Here is a 19,142-nt window from a genome sequence, read left to right on the forward strand (position 1 = left end):
TTTTGTAATTCACAAAGTTCAAACACTCAGATTTGATGTTTGAGAAAAAATATTCAACTCCCTTATTATCTAATGAATTTTAAACCCTACCCATAAATACATTTCCATTGTTTTTGCAACTACATCAAAATATTCAGAAGATGAATATTGGAATCCGTGATTTGAATGAAAAATTGAAGGTTTTTTAAACTTGATATCCTTGATATGTGAAATAACTAAATCTGTATCATTTCTTCTTGATAAGTTTTGATTCAAAATTTTCTTTGTTTTATGATGTATTGCAACTGAAAGATAAACGTGATTTTGATCTATATCATTTGGTGCTTTTATATACAAAACATCTGTTGCGATAATATTATTTGTAATTCCATTGTAATCTCTATTTATAAGATCTTTAATCTTAACATTTGTATTCTTGATTTCTTTGACTTTACGTTTTGGACTAGCTACACAAATTAGATTTAATTTTTTCATTATTCTTCTTAATGTTCTGTAATTTATGTCCATTTTATAAACTTTTAGTATATAAATACTCAATCTTCAGCGACCAAAACGAACTTTATTTTCACAAAAGTCCTTTTTGACAATTGAATGTAATTCTTCATTTTCAGACTTTTGAGATACTTCTTTATCTAATTGCGAGATTTTTTTATAAAAAGTAGATTTTGGTGTTCCTAAAAAATATATAAATTGTTCATTTGTAACAGAAGATGATTTCTTGATTTTGCTTCAATCAATTTCTATTTTATTGTCTCTGAAAATTTCAATCATAATTTTTATGAATTCATTCTTTTGCTCGTCAGTCATTTCTTCAATCATTGAATCATCTGTTTTAATAGATTTCTTTTTATGTCTTCCAGAACCCTTCCCTTTTTTAGAGGCTTTTCTTGTTTTTTTAAAATATTACAGTTTCGTCTTTTTGATATTCTATAAATTTATTTTAAATTTTACGTCTAACATTTTCTTTAAAGTAATCTTTATTATATTTTTCTGAAATATAAGATGCAAATTTGTATTCATATTCATTTGTGTATTCTCAATTTTCTAGTCATTTGAATAGATCTAATCATTAATAATGTTTAGATTGTTTAGACATTTGTAAAATCTTTTTTCTTATTGTAAACAAAAAGTAGACAGTTTTTTATTTTCTGTCTACTTTTCTTGTCCTAGTTTATCATAAGTTGATTATAAACTTTATTTTTATAAAAAAAATTATATATTATTATAGTGAAGAAAAATATTACAAATTTTTCTTTTTTATTAAAATTTTTTCAAAAAAATAAAAAAGTCAAGCAGAAATTACTACTTGGTTTTAAGATTAAAAGTTCTATATTTAAATTTTTCTATTTCTAAAGTCATACGTTTTTTGTTAATTGTTTTTATTGTTTGAGAGATATAAGTATCATAAAAATAACCGTTACGAGTGATTTGTTTAAAACCAATAGAACCATAGAGTTCTTTAGAAAATTCTTTAACGCAAAGGTATGTTATATCTTCATTTGGTAATTTTCCTATCATTATTTCTTCTTCATTTTGAAAATCTTTTTACGCAAATTTCAACAAATGTTTCTATTCTTTGTACAATTAATTTAAAAAAAGCATTAGGACTATTCTTTAAATATTCTGCTGTAGTTAATGATTTGATATTTTTTCTAAATGATTGTTCTAATTTGTAATAATTAAGTTTTTTACTTAAAATATCATCAATAAATCTTCTGATTTTTTGAATGTTGTCTTGTTTTTTAGAATAATCTAATGCGTTAGAAATATAATGCATTCCAATTATGTGATAGATATTTTCCTTATTTATATAAAATAATTTATTATTCGATAAATGAAAATTAAGTTTTTTGTTTTCATTTTCAAAAACTTTAAAAATAGAATTAAAAATAGATATTAATTTATAAAATTCTGTATCTGATTTTTTCATAATGTGAATAAAAAAACAGTGCCCTACGCATAACCGCTAGGCACAACAAGAAATACACCTATTATTATTTTAATACGCCTGGATAAGGTCGCTTGTTATGACGGCTTTCGTATAAGTGATTAATTCACTCATTAATATGATAGCATATTTTTTAGCTTATAAAATATTCTTTATAAATTTTTTTAAAAAAATAATTTTTGTTTAAAACCAAACAGAATTAACTGTTTGATTTTCTTATTTTAATTTATCTTTAAAGGTCTAACTCAAAATACAAAACCTAATATTGTTGCTGCTAAAATTGAAAGAGAAACAGAAACTGTAATTATAATTTTGCTTTTTTGCTTTTGTAAACTAGAACAAGTCTTTTAGACAATTTATAAAAAATTCAAAGCATCTCAATATTGTTGAGATGATTTTCAATTTAACATAGATTGAAATCTTTCATTGTTATATGATTCAATGTAATCTTTAATAATGTTTTTAAGTTTATCAAAGAAAATTGTTTTGTAATTTACAAAGTTTAAACACTCAGATTTGATGTTTGAGAAAAAATATTCAACTCCCTTATTATCTAATGAATTTTAAACCCTACCCATAGATACATTTCCATTGTTTTTGCAACTACATCAAAATATTCAGAAGATGAATATTGGAATCCGTGATCTAAATGAAGAATTCAAGATTTTTTAAACTTGATATCCTTGATGTGTGAAATAACTAAATCTGTATCATTTCTTCTTGATAAGTTTTGATTCAAAATTTTCTTTGTTTTATGATGTATTGCAACTGAAAGATAAACATGATTTTCTTCTATATCATTTGGTGTTTTTATATATAAAACATCTGTCGCAATAATATTATTTGTAATTCCATTGTAACTCTATTTACAAGATCTTTAATCTTAACATTTGTATTCTTAATTTCTCTGACTTTACGTTTTGGTCTAACTACACAAATTAGATTTAATTTGTTCATTATTCTTCCTAACGTTCTGTAATTTATGTTCATTTTATATACTTTCAGTATATAAATACTCAACCTTCAGCGATCAAAACGACCTTTATTTTCGTAAAATGCCTTTTTGAGAATTGAATGTAATTCTTCATTTTCAGACTTTTTAGAGACTTTTTTATCTAATTGCAAGATTTTCTTATAAAAAGTAGATTTTGGTATTCCTAAAAAATATATAAATTGTTTATTTGTAACAGAAGATGATTTCTTGATTTTGCTTCAATCAATTTCCATTTTATTATCTCTGAAAATTTCAATCATAATTTTTATGAATTCATTCTTTTGCTCATCAGTCATTTCTTCAATCATTGAATCATCTGTTTCAATAGGTTTCTTTTTAGGTCTTCCAGAACCCTTCCCTTTTTTAGGAGCCGTTCCTGTTTTTGAAAATATTATAGTTTCATCTTTTTGATATTCCTTAAATTTATTTCAAATTCTACGTCTAACATTTTCTTTAAAGTAATCCTTATTATATTTTTCTGAAATATAATATGCAAATTTGTATTCATATTCATTTGTGTATTCTCAATTTTTCTAGTCATTTGAATAGATCTAATCATTTATAATGTTTCAATTGTTTAGCCATTTGTAAAATCCTTTCTTTTATTGTAAACAAAAAGTAGACGGTTTTTTCATTTTCTGTCTACTTTTCTTGTCTTAGTTTATCCTTAGATTGAGATTATACTCAAGCATACACAAAATGAAATTTAATCAATTATATTTTGTGTTTTTTTAATATGATTTAAATATGAAATTGAAATTAATGTTATTAAAAAAAGAAATAGAAAATCATCAACATGATTTAGACACTTTCTTAAGAGAATATATTGAAAAATATAAAGGCGAGTTACTTCAGTTTGGAAATGATAAAAATCTTTATTTTTGTTCTAAATATAACAATAAAAAGATTCTAGTTAAAATTGATGTTTTTCAAATCGATTTAAATGATGAAGCAGGATATGATAATTTAATAAAATTAATTGAAAGTGCATTAGATACAGCATTTAAAGATATTAATAAAAAGTTCCCTAAAAAATATGATGATGATTATGTTTTAATTGGTAGTAAAGATGATATTATGAGTAAAATTGAGAATATTATTTTTTATGAAAAAGATGAATTAAATGATATTTTTGATTTAATTGGAAAAATATTTATTTCAATTCTTGAGGGACATAGATTTAGAAACGGCAATAAAAGATTTACTTTCTTTTTTCTAATGTGTTTGCTTTCTAAATTTAAATTTTATTTAAAAGCAAGCGATTTTAATTCAGATCTTGAAGAAAATTATTATTTAACAGATATGAACTATAGACAAGAAAATGATTTATTTTGTTTCGTTACTAGATTATCAAATCGAAATTTTGAAGATTTAAAATTATTATTAGATTCGAAAAATATTGATAAGGATTCTCAGGTGCAAAATATGATAAAAAATTGCTTTCTTATTATTGATTCTAATGATTCAAATTTATTAATAAAAGAGAGACAAGAAAAAGTCAAAAATGAAATTAAAGAATGAATACAAAAAAATACATTATTTAGTAAAATATGATAAATTAATTTAAAAGGAAGTTAGCAAATGAAATATACTATTAAATCATTTCGAGATTTGGATGTAAGCGAAAAAGCTCTTAATAAAGATGATAAAAAATTGTGAGAATATATGAATGAACGTGGAGATTATAAAAAATTCCAAAAAGTTTTTGATAATCTTGCTAAAGTCTAATCGTCTTCTGTTCAAAAAATAATTACAAAAAATCTCAATACTTAAAGTAGGATAAGTCTTATAGAAAATTTATAAAAAACTCAAAGCGTCTCAATATTGTTGAGGTGCTTTTTAATTTAACACAGATTCAAATCTTTCATTGTTACATCATTCAATGTAATCTTATCAAATGATATTATTTTTGAGTTTATCAAAGGAAATTGTTTTGTAATTCACAAAGTTTAAACACTCAGATTTGATGTGTTTGAAAAGAAATATTCAACTCCCCTATTATCTAATGAATCTCTACTCTACTCATAGATACATTTCCATTGTTTTTGCAACTACATCAAGATATTTAGAATATGAATATTGAAATCCGTGATCTAAATGAAGAATTCAAGATTTTTTAAACTTGATATCCTTGATGTGTGAAATAACTAAATCTGTATCATTTCTTCTTGATAAGTTTTGATTCAAAATTTTCTTTGTTTTATGATGTATTGCAACTGAAAGATAAACATGATTTTCTTCTATATCATTTGGTGTTTTTATATATAAAACATCTGTCGCAATAATATTATTTGTAATTCCATTGTAACTCTATTTACAAGATCTTTAATCTTAACATTTGTATTCTTGATTTCTCTGACTTTACGTTTTGGTCTAACTACACAAATTAGATTTAATTTGTTCATTATTCTTCCTAACGTTCTGTAATTTATGTTCATTTTATATACTTTCAGTATATAAATACTCAACCTTCAGCGATCAAAACGACCTTTATTTTCGTAAAATGCCTTTTTGAGAATTGAATGTAATTCTTCATTTTCAGACTTTTTAGAGACTTTTTTATCTAATTGCAAGATTTTCTTATAAAAAGTAGATTTTGGTATTCCTAAAAAATATATAAATTGTTTATTTGTAACAGAAGATGATTTCTTGATTTTGCTTCAATCAATTTCCATTTTATTATCTCTGAAAATTTCAATCATAATTTTTATGAATTCATTCTTTTGCTCATCAGTCATTTCTTCAATCATTGAATCATCTGTTTCAATAGGTTTCTTTTTAGGTCTTCCAGAACCCTTCCCTTTTTTAGGAGCCGTTCCTGTTTTTGAAAATATTACAGTTTCATCTTTTTGATATTCCTTAAATTTATTTCAAATTCTACGTCTAACATTTTCTTTAAAGTAATCCTTATTATATTTTTCTGAAATATAAGATGCAAATTTGTATTCATATTCATTTGTGTATTCTCAATTTTCTATTCATTTGAATAGATCTAATCATTCATAATGTTTCAATTGTTTAGCCATTTGTAAAATCCTTTCTCTTATTGTAAACAAAAAGTAGACGGTTTTTTATTTTCTGTCTACTTTTCTTGTCCTAGTTTAAAAAGCTTAGAAAAACCTTAAAATTAGTCTTTTGTTCTTTATTTAATTCTTTATTTTAATATATGTCAAAATAAAAAAATCAGCACCATTTAATTTAAAGGTACTGATTAATTTTTAATTATTTTTTCTTACCAAAGATAAACATTACAAATCCGATTAATCATGTTATAGCTGATGCCGCAACAACATATGGTCATATTCCTGTACGCTTACCGTTAAGATCTTTTGCTTTTTGATCTAATATTTGTTTTAGATCATCAACATTTGTAATAGGAGTATTTAAGTCATTTATCTTGTTATTGATTGCATCTTCAATAGCTTTTTTAGCTTCATCAAATGCTGTTTTCTTATCTTGATCAGCTTTTGTGTAATCTTTTGAGTTTTGTTTTGTTTCTGCTTCTTTTACTTTAGCAGCTAACTCATCTAATTTAGATGCATTTTCTTTGATTGTGTCAACAAGGTCTTTATTTTGAGCATCATCAATTTGTTGTTTGATTTGTGCTTTTTGTTCACTTGTTAAGTTTTCTAATGCATCAATTGCTGATTTAGCATCTTCTTTAGCTTTAGATAATGAATTTTCATCACCGTTAAGATCTTTTGCTTTTTGATCTAATGATTGTTTTAGTTCATCAGCGTTAGTAATATGGTTACTTAAATTGCCAATGTTGTTTTTAATTGCATCTTCAATAGCTTTTTTAGCATTATCAAATGCTGTTTTCTTGTCTTGATCAGCTTTTGTGTAATCATCTGAGTTTTGTTTTGTTTCTGCTTCTTTTATTTTAGCAGCTAACTCGTCTAATTTAGATGCATTTTCTTTAATTGTGTCAACAACGTCTGTATTTTGAGCATCATCAATTTGTTGTTTGATTTGTGCTTTTTGTTCGTTTGTTAAGTTTGTCAATCCATCAACAAATTCTTTTGCTGAACCTTTTGAATTAGATAAGTTTTGTTCACCGTTAAGATCTTTTGCTTTTTGATCTAATGATTGTTTTAGCTCATCAGCATTAGTAATAGGGTTACTTAAATCGCTAATGTTGTTTTTAATTGCATCTTCAATAGCTTTTTTAGCATTATCAAATGCTGTTTTCTTGTCTTGATCAGCTTTTGTGTAATTATCTGAGTTTTGTTTTGTTTCTGCTTCTTTTACTTTAGCAGTTAACTCATCTAATTTAGATGCATTTTCTTTAATTGTGTCAACAAGACCTTTATCTTTAGCACGATCTATTTGGTTTTTGATTTGATCTTTTTGGTCTTTTGTTAAGTTTTCTAATACATCAATTGCTGATTTGACATCATCTTTAGTTTCAGATAATGAATTTTCATCACCATTAAGTTCGTTTGCTTTTTGTTCTAATGCTTGTTTTAACTCATCAGCGTTAGTAATAGGATTACTTAAATTGTCAATGTTGTTTTTAATTGCATCTTCAATAGCTTTTTTAGCATTGTCAAATGCTGTTTTCTTCTCTTGATCAGCTTTTGTGTAATCTTCTGAGTTTTGTTTTGTTTCTGCTTCTTTTATTTTAGCAGCTAACTCGTCTAATTTAGATGCATTTTCTTTAATTGTGTTAACAACGCCTGTATTTTGAGCATCATCAATTTGTTGTTTGATTTGTGTTTTTTGTTCACTTGTTAAGTTTGTCAATCCATCAACAAATTCTTTTGCTGAGTCTTTTGAATTAGATAAGTTTTGTTTACCGTTAAGATCATTTTTAGCGTTTTGAAGTTCTTTAATTAAATTATCGATAAATGCTTTATCTTTATTAGCATCATTTTTATTATTAAGAACTTCTTTAACTTCTTCTAATTTCTTATCAAATGCCTCTTTTTTATCTTTATCAGCATATTTGTATTGATCAGCATCTTTATCAACAATAGAAGCATAATCATCAGCTTTATTATTTGTTAATTCTTTAACAATTTCATTTGCTTTATCTTTAAGATTTTTCATTGATTTATCTAATTCTTTAGCTTCTGAAAGAATAGAATCTTTTTGATCTGCGTTTGATTTTTGAACTTTATCTTTAAGAGATTCTTTTTGTTGATTATTAAGATTATTTAATTTGTCAATTTCAGATTTAACTGTTTCTTTAGCTTTATTATCCTCTTTAGCTTTTTCAAGTAAATCGGTAATATTTTTATCTAATTTTTCATCAGCTGTTGTGTTAGTTTGAGCACTATTAATATTATCTTTAATTTGTTGTTTTTCTGTATCTGAAAGATTTTGTAATTTATCAACTTCAGATTTAGCTGTTTGTTTAGCTTCATTAATTGCTTGATTGATAATATTGGTTTTTTCTTGCTCTTTTGGAGTTTTTGTTAATTTATCAATTGCTTGTTTAACTTCTTCTTTTTGAGCAAGTGTTAAATTATCAAGGTTATCTACTTTGTTTCTTAATTCTTCTCTATTACCATCTAAATTATCTTCTTTAGCTTTAATAGTTTCTTTGTCTTTTTCTAAAGCTTTTTTAGATTCTAATAATTTGTTAAGTGAATCGTAATTATTTGTTTTAGCACCTTGAAGTGTTTTTTCAGCAAGTTCGATCGCTTTATCAAGAGCATCTTTATTTGTTTGTGAATCTTTTGTGTAAATTGAATCAGATTTTTTAGCTTCAGCTTTTGCTTTTGCTTGTTCTAATTCTTTAACAGATTCATTAACAGCTTTTGCACTATTGATAATTTCATCTACTTTATCTTTATTATCAGCTTTATCAATTAAATCTTTAATTGCATTCTTTTGTTGTTCTGAAAGTTTTTCTAATCCATAAATTTCAGATTTAGCATTTGTTTGATTTGTTGCACCATCAAGTGAATTATATTTATCTTTAAGATCATCTAATAATGTTTTAACTTGTGTTTTATCAGTTGAAGATACTTTATTTAATGTTTGAACAGCTTTTTTGAGCACTTCATCATAAGTTGCTTTTTTATCATCTGATGCATATTTGTAATTTTCAGATACTTTAGGATCATTTGATGATTCAATTGTAGCTTCAGTATTACCTATTAATTCTTTAATTTCTTTAATAGCTTCTTGTTTAAGTTCTCACATTAAATTATTTAACTCAGTAGCTTTTAATTTAATATCTTCTAATTTAGAATTTTCTGTACTTAAAATTTCATTTTTAAAAGCTTCTTTTTGATTGTCATTTAGGGTTTTTAATCCATCAATAACTTCGACTGCTTTTTTCTTTTCTTCATCTTTAGATAAGGCACTATTCAATACATCTTGAATTTGTTTATCTGGAGCTGTATTTGTATTATTTGTTTGAATTTGAGCTGATTCAATTTGTTTAATTAATTCTTGTTTGTATTCTCCAGTTAAATTAGTTTTATTAATATCTACCTTAGCATCTGCTTTAGCTTTATCAAATGCTTCTTTTAATATTTCTTTTGTTTGTTCTTCAGAAGCATTTTTTTCTAAAGCGTCTACTTTATCTTTGAATGGTTTAATTTCATTTGAATTTAATGTAACAAATGAATCTAATAATTTATTAGCAGTTTTTCTTGTACCATCTAATTGACCTTTTTGAGTATCAATAGCTGTCTTTTTACTGTTTAAATCACTAATAATTTGATCTAAATTATCAACATTATCAAAATTATTTGAAGCTAGATCATCAAGAGATTGAGCAGCATCAGTTAATGCTTGATCGTATTTTGATTTAACGCCTAAATCTTCATTATTATAAATTGATTTAGTTTTAACTGTTTCACCATCTGTTTTAGAATCTTCAAGAGATTTAACTGCTTTATTAAGTTCTTCAAGTTTAGTAATTAATTCATTTGCTGCTTGTTGATTTGGTGTTTTATTTACCTTGTCTTTTAATGTTTGTTTTTGTTCTGGCGTTAATTTGTCTAAAGCATCTATTCTAGTGTCATTTGCTTTTTTAGCATCTTCACCATTTAAAGCATCAAAAGCTGTTTCTAATTGAGTTTTAGCATTTTCGATTTCTTGTTTATTTGTTTTAGCATAACTTGATTCAAATATTTTTTTAGCTTCAGCTAATTTGCTATCGTAATCTGATTTTTTATCATAATCTGCTAAAGTGTATTTTTCAACAGTTTTTGCTTGTGTATCGTTTACGTCATTAACTGTTTTATTAGTTAATTGGCTTAACTCACTTGTAATTGTTGTTTTTAAATCAGCCATTGCTTTGTTTAACTCAGTTGCTTTTGTTTGAGTAGCACTTGCTTGTTCAGCCGGTTGTGATTTAACTTCATTTACAAGCGCTTCTTTTTGTTTATCTGTTAAATTACCATTTGCATTAATTGAACTGATTACATCTGATTTATTTGTGTTCTTTTGTTTAGCTTCATTAACAATGTCGTTAATAAGTTTATCAGCTTTTTCATTTACTTTTGAATTTAATTGAGCAGTATCAACTTTATTTTTTAATTGAGTTTTTTCGTCTTTAGTTAAGTTTTCTAAAGCATCAATTTTATTATCCGCTGACACTTTAGCCTTATCTAAAGCTTTAGTTACAACAGCATCTACTTTTGTTGAGTTTTCTTGTTTTTTAGATAAGTTATTTATTTCAGCAATAAGTTTAGATTTATCCTCTGGTGAAACTAAATCAAAATTATTAATTGTATTTTTAGCTTTTTCTCTTATACCGTCTAATTGTTCTTTTGCTGTGTCAAAAGCAGAAGATTTAGTTTCTAATTCTTGTGTTAATTTGTTTAATTCATCAACGGTTTTCTTAGTTAGATCATTAGATTTAAGACCGGTTATAGCACTATTTAAATTATTTCCAGCATTATCAAATGCAGTTTTGTTAGTTTGTTTGTCATCTACATAATTTGGATTTTGTTTTGTAGTATTAATTGTATCTCTTTTAGCTTTAGCAGCAGCCATTGCTTTGTCTAATTTTTTAGCTGCTTCAATAATTTTGTCAATTTCTTCTTTAGATTTACCTTGAATATTGTTTTTAAGTTCGTCTTTAGTTTTTTGATCTAAATTACTTAAGTTATCAATTTCAGATTTACTTTTTACTAATTCTTGATCACCATCAAGATTATTAAATGCTGTTTTTAGTTCATTTAATGCTTTATTTACTGCGGCTATATCTTTATTTTCAGATGCTTTTTTGTTTAAAGTATCAATAGCAGATTGTAATTTTGTATCATAATTTGACTTTTTAGTTGAAGAAGATGATTGATATTTATCCGCTATTTTTTGTTGTGAATCATTTACATCACTAACAGTTTTTTTAGTTAATTGACTTAACTGATCTGTAATTGCTGTTTTTAACTCACCCATTGTATCGTTTAATGTAGTTGCTTTTGATTGAGTAGCGTTTGCTTGTTCAGCTGGTTGTGATTTAACTTCACTTACAAGCGCTTCTTTTTGTTTATCTGATAAGTTTGCTAAACCATTGATTGTATTAATTTCAGTTTGTTTTAACTCATTATTAGTTTGTCCTTTAGCAATAATATCGCTAAGAGCTTTATCAGGTGCTCCAGTTGAACTGTTTAATGGTGCTGAAGTAATTTCAGATTTAAGAGCTTTCTTTTCATCTTCATTTAAGTTTTGTAATTTATCAACTTCAGCTTTTGCGGCAGTTTTAGCTTTTTCTAAAGCTTCTGCAACTATAGAATTAACATTAGTCGAGTCTGTTTGTTTACCTAAATTAGTAATTTTTTGTTTAAGCGCTTCTTTATCTGGGGTTCCAACTAAATTAAACGCATCGATTGTGTTATTAGCTTTTTCTCTTATACCATCTAATTGTTCTTTTGCTTTGTCAAAAGCAGAAGATTTAGATTCTAATTCTTGTGCTAATTGGTTTAATTGATCAGCGGTTTTATTAGTTAGGTCGTTAGATTCAAGACTAGTTATAGCGCCTTTTAAACTATCTCCAGCACTATCAAATTTAGTCTTGTTAGCTTGTTTGTCATCTGCATAATTTGGATGTTGTTTTGTAGCACTAATTGTACCTGTTTTAGTTTTAGCAGTAGCTAATTTCTCATTTAATTTTTTAGCTGATTCAACAATCTTCTTAATTTCTTCTGAAGTTTTATTTTTAATATTATTTTTTAATTGCTCTTTACTTGCTTGTGATAAATTGCTTAATTTATCAATCTCAGTATTAACCTTGTTTAGTTCAGCTTTACCATCTAATTCACCATATGCAGTTCTTAATTTACCTAATAATGTTGTAACAGTATTATTATCTAAGTTAGAACCTGAATTTTCATCAAGGAGACTTTGAGCTTCAGATAAAGCGCTATCATATGCTGTTTTTTTCTGTTCAGTAGCTAATTTATAACTGTTATTTGTTTTTGATGTTACTTTGTCTTGTGGATCAGAAATAACTTGATTTGTTAATTCACCTAGTTCAGATAATACTGTTTCTTTAAGATTCTTCATTGATTCATTTAAAGTTGCAGCTTTAGTTTTAATACTATCAATATTTGTTGTATCTGATGATTTGATTTCTTCAAGTAACGCAGCTTTTTGAGCGTTATTTAAATTTGTTAATGTTGTATTAACATAATTAATAGCATCTTGTTTTTTAGCTTGTTCACTTCCTGCTGAATCTAAAATACTCTTAAGATTTTCATCAGGTGTTTTTGTAAATGATGAATTATAAGTTGCGTCATTAACTTTTTCTTTTAATTTAGCTTTTTCGTTATTAGAAAGATTATCTAATGAATCAATTTGTTTATTAACTTTAATTTTTGCTGCTTCAAAAGCGGTTTTTAATATTTTATCAACTGATGTTTGATCATTGTCAGCAGAACTTATTTGACCTTTATATTCAGTTTTTTGAGATGGTTCTAAATATTCGAACTTATCAATGATTTGGTTAGCTTTATTTTTAATACCATTTAAAGCATCGTAAGCAGTTTGAACTTTATTGATTGCATTTTTAAATTCTGTTAATTTATCTTCTAATTGGGTTTTATTTAAATTATTAAAGTAATCTTTATTTTCAAGTTTTTTGATTTTATTTTTTAATTTAACAAGCTCTGCATCATATGCTCTCTGTTTATTTTCTTCAGCATCTTGATATACTGTTTGTGTTTTTACATCATCTCATTTTGCAGCTTTAGCTAATCCTAATTGTTGATTGAGATTTGAAACAGATCTCAATCATAAAACTGCTTCAGATTCTGTTGCTTTTTTGAAGTAAGCTTCTCTAACTTTATTTTTTTGAGTAGCCGTTAAATTAGTTACAGCTCCTTTATTGACCGTTTCAAAAGTAGAAAGACTTCGATTTGCTTTTTCCTTAACTAATTTATATGCTTCTTTAAGTGAATTTAATTTTCTTTGAATAACAGTATTGCTATCATTTGTTCCACTAGAAGAAACTAAATTTTGAGCTTCTTTTAAAGCTTCACCATAAGCTCTCTTGTTGTTTGCTCACTTGTAACGGAAAGTGGTGTTTAGATCTGTTAATGATAAAGATGGATCAGAAACATCATTATCTTTTGTATCTTTTGTATTTTCTGTAAGGAATTTAAGTTCGGTAATTAATTCTTCCTTAACTTGATTCATTAAATTATTATCATTTTCTGCTGGAGTAATAACATTATCATTAAGATCATCTTTATCAGTAGTCTTTACTTTTTGTTTGTATGCAGATAATTGAGCAGGATTTAAATGTTCATAATTTGTTGCAAGATTATCATGGATTTCTTGTTTAGCATTATTTTGTTCTACTGCGCGAGCTTTGATTTGTTGCATTTGATTAGTTGCATTTTCATTACTTAAATTAATTGCATCAATTTGATTAGTAAATGATCTCTTTTCAGCTGCTGTTAAGAATTTTAAAGTATTAATTGATTTATTGTTAACTACTTTTTGACCATCTAAATTAGCAATTACATTATTTAAACTGTTTGGAGTAGCTTTGTTATTTATTAAAGTATCAAGATTAGGATCTGCTTCACCATTTTTAGAATCTGAAGTTAATAAATTATTTGCTTGTGCTAAAACAGTATCAAAATTCTTTTTAACAGTTTCTGTTGCTTCAGTATATTTAACATCTGATTTAACCGCTTCTGCATCAGCAATTAAACCTTTAAGTGTTGCCATATTATTATTAATTGTTGAAGCACTATCAAACGCTGTAGTAGCGTTATTTTCATTATCAACAAAATTAATTTTATTGATTAAATCTGATTTTTGTTTTGGATTTAAGTTTGGATATTGTGTATCAATTTTGCTAATTAAGGTTTGTTTTGTTTCAGCAGTTGTTGTTAAGAATCCAGAAATGCTAATTGTTCTAAAATCATTAGAAATAATATTTTCAAGATCAGGTTTGCTTGATTTTACTTTAAATTTAACACTTAAAGTTCCGTTTTGATCATTTGAATTAATAACTACTGAATCTGTATCAATCTCAACATCATTTAAATTAGTAACATTAATTTGAGTTAAACTATTAATAGTTGAAGCTTTAATATCAGTTTTGTCATCTACATCCATTGTAACATCACTAATCACATCATTTACTCTATTTTGTTCTGTTAAGCAGTTTTTAAGGAAAATTCTATATAAATCATCACCTGATAATGTTGTTCTTAAGGCGTCAGCGTCAACATCAACGTAAATATCAGGATTTGTAGTAGATTGAATTCTATAAGAAACAGGAAGATTACCATCAATATGATCATCTCTAGTTAATGTAGCAATTTTTTTATTAATAATTTCCACATCAGCTGCGCTAACTTCTTTAGGATCAGTTGTTCCTGTTGGAGCATACATAAAAGTAACTTTGTTTACATCAAGAGCATCTAAAGGAGTAGTTATTTTAGTATCATCTGAATAACTTCAAACTCAAATTTTTGATGCAAGTTTTTCTAATCTTTGTCTTTCTGCTTGATTATTAGTTAAAAATCCTCTGATTGTAATAGTTTTTTCAGAATCTGATTTAATATTGTTTAAATCAGCCATTTTTGGACGATCAGAAGCTATTTTGAAAGTTATATCAAGTGTTCCAGTTTCATCATTTTTATTACTAATTCTAAATGATGATTTATCGATTGCTACTTTATCTAAACCAGTAAATGTAAATTTATTTAAATTATCAATAGTTGAAGCCTTGATATTATCTTTGTCATTTACGTCTGCATCAATTCTGCTTAATTGATTGTCAACTCTTGTTTGTTCAGTTCAAAAGTTCTTTAAGAAAATTCTATGTAAATCATCACCTTTTAATGTCTTTCTTAATTCATTGGCATTAATAGTAATTTTAGTACCAGGAATATCTAAAGATTCAATTTCATAAGAAACCGGTAAATCTCCAACTTCAAAATCACTAAAACTTAAGTTCGCGATCGTTGTATTAATTATTTTTACACGTTTAGTAGATACATCCAATGGGTTGTTTCTAGTAGAATAATCTTTAAAAACAATTTGATGAACTACAGCTTGATCAGGAGAAACATTTTTATCTCCAGTATAAGTAGAAATTCAAATCTTTTTAGCAACTTCTTTTAATCTAGCAATTTCAGCATCTGTATTTCTTGCAAAACCTTTAATAAATTTAGAAGTTGTTACGTCTTTTGAAGTTAATGTAATATCATGAAGCGCAGTATTATCAACTAAATTGAAAACAACCTTTAGTTTCCCACCGTTAGTTGCTGACCCTTCATCTACTTCAGTGAATTGTTTTGCTTTAGGAGTCGCGTTTAATCTATCTGTATTTTTAAATAAAACAGAAGTAGTTTCTGCACTACGAGTTTGTGTTTGTTGTTTATTCGTATAGTCAAAATTTTCGCTTGATTTAGCATATTCTTCAGCTAATTCATTTAATTCTTTTTGTCTTACATCTAATTCTCTAGCTTGAGTTAATAACTTAGTAATTGGTGCATCTTCAAGGAATATTTGTTTTACTTCTTCATCGTTAATTTCATTACTAAAACTTAATTGCAACCCATTTACTCTATCCATTTCAGCATCAAGTTTAGATTCATAAGTGTTTTTATGATTTGTTGGTAAATATGTAAGGCCGGCAACTATTTCTTTTGCTTTATTTATCATGAATTGATAAATGTTCTTTTCTATTTTTCAAAGTGAAGCGTTGCTATTTGCAAAATTATATTCAATGTCTATATTATTATTACGCTCATTATGAACAAAGTTAATAATATTGTATTCTTGATCAGTTAGTTTTACTCCATTATATCTTGCCATTTTATTTTGACCTGCTTGTTTAGATATAATTGAGTTTTTAGCTTGTTTTTCTGGTGAATTTTCTCAATACCCTTTAATAATTTTAGCTTTTTCACTCTCATCATTTTTCAATGAACCTAAAAGTTCTTCACTATAACCTTTAATAACCTTCGATAATGCACCAGCATTAGCATACATTCTATTAAATTCATCAACAATAGGAGGGAAATATTGTCAAAATTCTGTAACTCCACTAGTTAAGCCTTTTAAAACTTCTTCAAGTGGTGGTAAATCTTTTTTAAGAGCTTCTAATGATGAGAAAAAGTTTTTATTTTCTTCACTTCCAGTATATTTACCATTTAATGATTTTGATAATATATCTATTATTCCATAATATTTATCAAATTGTATTTTTCTTGAAGCTCCTATAAATTCGGCATCAGACACACCATTTATACCTGTATAATAAATCGAACTTAGAAGAGGTTTTAATTTAGATGTGAATGCAGCTAATTGTGTAGCCATAGTATTTTTTAAAAGAATTTGTTTATCTACTAAGTTAAGTTTTTCATCAGTACTTTTTAAGAATTTATCTAAATCATATTCAAATACTTTTTCTGATGTTTTACCGATTTTTCTTATTAAATCATGAAAATTACTTTTAAACTCATTTCTATAATCATCAAGATTTTGCAATGTAAATTTTCATGCTTGTTTGTTGTTATATGAGTTAACACTAGCTTTGGTAATATTATGGGTTTCAATATTGTTTAAGACATTTTTAACATTTTTGACCCCATTTAATTTATTATTTTGATCATCAGTAGCAGCTAAATCAGAGATTAATGATTTAATCTCATTAATTCTTTCTCTTAAGGTTGGTGGATGAATAATATTATTATTTTTATTTTGACCTCTAAGAATTGCTCTAATGTTAGCTCATGAAGATTGATCTATTTTTTTAGTTTCATCAATTCATTTGCCTTCATGTCATGCTAAATAGTAATTTTTAGTAATTACATCAAAAAGTTTCTTTTTATATTCATTATTTGAGTCTGAGTAAAGAAAATCATCAATTCTGGTAAGTCTTTGCTTAGTTTTATCTGGTAAGTCAATTGTTCAATAAACACTTGAATCAAAAATTTTAGATAACAAGTTAACATATTCTTTTTCTAAATCAGATTGGTTTGTATTTAACGATTTTATTAAAAGTTTTCAATGTTCAAATGGATGATATTTTGGTTTTGATTTAACATTATTAGTATTTGAATCTAAATCTTCTTTGAATTGTTTTGTTAATTCATCCTTTTGTCCTTTTGTTAAGAAAGTTGCATTTTTTAGAAGTTGTTCAAATTTATATAAATCCGTATAGTCTCATTCTAATCGTGAGAAATACCAATTATCATTTCTAGAAAAGTTGGTTAAGTTAGGATCAACATTAAGATTAATATCACCACTAGAGATGGATCATTTTTTCTTGTTTTCATCGCCTTTTACTCTAAAACCTAATTTTTGATAATCTCCATTTCAATGAGTAGAAGTTAAAAATGCCGCATTCTCAATGAGGTAAGTATTTTCATTATTTTTATTTGGTTTTCAAGCATTATATTTATTTGCATTTTTAGAAATTGTATAAATAGTTTCACCGTTGTCTTTATTGTAAACTTCTATATCTACATTAGGCACTATTTCAGTTTTTGATGTTCCTGAATTAAGTGCTTCTCTGGTGATTAATTTAAGTGCATTACTTTTATTTCTATTAGCTGTATAAACCTTAGTTACTGATAATTCATTATCTATAGTATCTCCATTTTTTGGGATGCTTGCTGATACAGCAACAAATGATTGTCCTCTACTATTGTAATCATTGCTATTTGCATTAAATAGTTCAGTATTACCTGTTAAAGAAAAACTAACTTCAACTAAATAAGAAGTCCGTGTATCTTTCGTATTAGCATTAAACATAAATAATGCACCAGCATTACTATTAATAACTTCAAATGGGGTTCTTCCATTTTCATTATTTAAAACAAATCCTGAAGAAAATTTATTATTTGATACAAAATATTGATTGTATAACCCTTTATATTGTTGATCATCGTTTCCATCTCTATTATTTAAATTATACTTTCTTACCGTAAATAATTCAGCTAGAGAAGATTTATTTCTGGGATTAGCATTTGAATACGAATTAAAATAATCAACATTTCTAAAACCAACTCACTCATCTTTTTTCGTTACCGCAGATTGATAATCGTGTCAATAAGTTCATCTATTTGCTGTATTAATATTTTGAAAATTATATGCTCCTATAGACCCACCTTGTTTCAAATTACCATTATCATAATTACCTATATTAACAACTTGGCTATCAAGTAATTTGGGTTCTTTTTCTCTTGTTCAAATATTAACAATAATTTTGTCATAAAATCTAAGATCTTTAGATAATAAAATACCACCCCTCATAGCAGATGAGCCACCGTATGAATCGCCACCGTATCAAACTCCAGTTTTAAGATCATCATCATTAAAAATTACCTTCATTTTCTTAACATTAAAAGGATTTTTAAATATATCTTTAAACATATCAGTCTCTAAAGAATTACTCAAAAGCGATCTTTGTTTAATATGTGAATTAGGATCAACAAACTTAACCTTTTTAGTAATATTTGAACCGTTTGTACGAACATCAGTAAAATATCTAATATTTCTTGTGTCGCTAGAATCGATTCTTACAGAATAACCTTTATTTGTTAGACCTTCATATTTATTATCATCAACTCAATAGATGGCCTCATTTACTTGATTTTCTTTATTTTTATTTTCAGTTTCATTACTAAAAGATGCTGAAAAACCAACAAAAACACTAGATAAAACACCCAGCGATCCTCCGATTTTCAACATATTTAAAACTTTTTTATTCTTCATAAATTAAAGTCTCCTTTGTTTTGAATAATATTTTTAAAATAACTTCTT

Annotated in this window: 10 protein-coding genes; 2 read left to right on the plus strand and 8 right to left on the minus strand. The window is 25.9% G+C overall.

Annotated elements, in window-relative coordinates:
- Window positions 1-69 precede the first annotated feature (69 nt).
- The 5 genes from U5U50_RS01855 to U5U50_RS01870 all read right to left on the minus strand — a co-directional run bounded on the left by U5U50_RS01855 (window position 70) and on the right by U5U50_RS01870 (window position 3,250).
- Window positions 70-819: a hypothetical protein gene (locus U5U50_RS01855; protein WP_324672244.1), complete on the minus strand. Its 750-nt coding sequence runs from the start codon at window positions 817-819 to the stop codon at window positions 70-72.
- Window positions 820-1,471: 652 nt separating this feature from the next.
- Window positions 1,472-1,930 (minus strand): hypothetical protein, encoded by a 459-nt coding sequence (locus U5U50_RS01860; protein WP_324672246.1) that lies wholly within the window; start codon window positions 1,928-1,930, stop codon window positions 1,472-1,474.
- Window positions 1,931-2,304: 374 nt separating this feature from the next.
- Window positions 2,305-2,505 carry an IS3 family transposase gene (locus tag U5U50_RS03240; RefSeq protein ID WP_416383407.1) on the minus strand — a complete coding sequence of 67 codons (201 nt, stop codon included), beginning with the start codon at window positions 2,503-2,505 and terminating at the stop codon, window positions 2,305-2,307.
- Complete coding sequence (locus U5U50_RS01865; protein ID WP_324672248.1) at window positions 2,502-2,687, minus strand: hypothetical protein; 186 nt, start codon at window positions 2,685-2,687, stop codon at window positions 2,502-2,504. The genes U5U50_RS03240 and U5U50_RS01865 overlap by 4 nt, the downstream gene beginning before the upstream one ends.
- Window positions 2,688-2,758: 71 nt before the next feature.
- On the minus strand, window positions 2,759-3,250 hold the full coding sequence (locus U5U50_RS01870) for an IS3 family transposase (RefSeq protein ID WP_324672250.1): 492 nt from the start codon (window positions 3,248-3,250) through the stop codon (window positions 2,759-2,761).
- Between the two features lie 439 nt (window positions 3,251-3,689).
- On the opposite strand from U5U50_RS01870, the gene U5U50_RS01875 reads away from it, so the two are divergent.
- Both U5U50_RS01875 and U5U50_RS01880 read left to right on the plus strand, forming a co-directional pair.
- On the plus strand, window positions 3,690-4,499 hold the full coding sequence (locus tag U5U50_RS01875; RefSeq protein WP_324672252.1) for a type II toxin-antitoxin system death-on-curing family toxin: 810 nt from the start codon (window positions 3,690-3,692) through the stop codon (window positions 4,497-4,499).
- Window positions 4,500-4,523: 24 nt separating this feature from the next.
- Window positions 4,524-4,670, plus strand: a complete 147-nt coding sequence (locus tag U5U50_RS01880; protein WP_324672254.1) for a hypothetical protein — start codon at window positions 4,524-4,526, stop codon at window positions 4,668-4,670.
- A 285-nt stretch (window positions 4,671-4,955) separates the two neighbouring features.
- Here U5U50_RS01880 and U5U50_RS01885 read toward each other — a convergent pair whose 3' ends face one another.
- The 3 genes from U5U50_RS01885 to U5U50_RS01895 all read right to left on the minus strand — a co-directional run bounded on the left by U5U50_RS01885 (window position 4,956) and on the right by U5U50_RS01895 (window position 19,094).
- Window positions 4,956-5,129: a hypothetical protein gene (locus U5U50_RS01885; RefSeq protein WP_324672256.1), complete on the minus strand. Its 174-nt coding sequence runs from the start codon at window positions 5,127-5,129 to the stop codon at window positions 4,956-4,958.
- A gap of 71 nt (window positions 5,130-5,200) precedes the next feature.
- The gene (locus U5U50_RS01890) at window positions 5,201-5,968 is read right to left on the minus strand and encodes an IS3 family transposase (protein ID WP_324672258.1); all 768 of its coding nucleotides are present in this window, start codon (window positions 5,966-5,968) and stop codon (window positions 5,201-5,203) included.
- 196 nt (window positions 5,969-6,164) lie between these two features.
- On the minus strand, window positions 6,165-19,094 hold the full coding sequence (locus U5U50_RS01895) for a hypothetical protein (RefSeq protein ID WP_324672260.1): 12,930 nt from the start codon (window positions 19,092-19,094) through the stop codon (window positions 6,165-6,167).
- Window positions 19,095-19,142 lie beyond the last annotated feature (48 nt).

The sequence above is a fragment of the Mycoplasma sp. 888 genome (genome assembly GCF_035609225.1).
GTDB lineage: Bacteria > Bacillota_I > Bacilli_A > Mycoplasmatales > Metamycoplasmataceae > Mycoplasmopsis.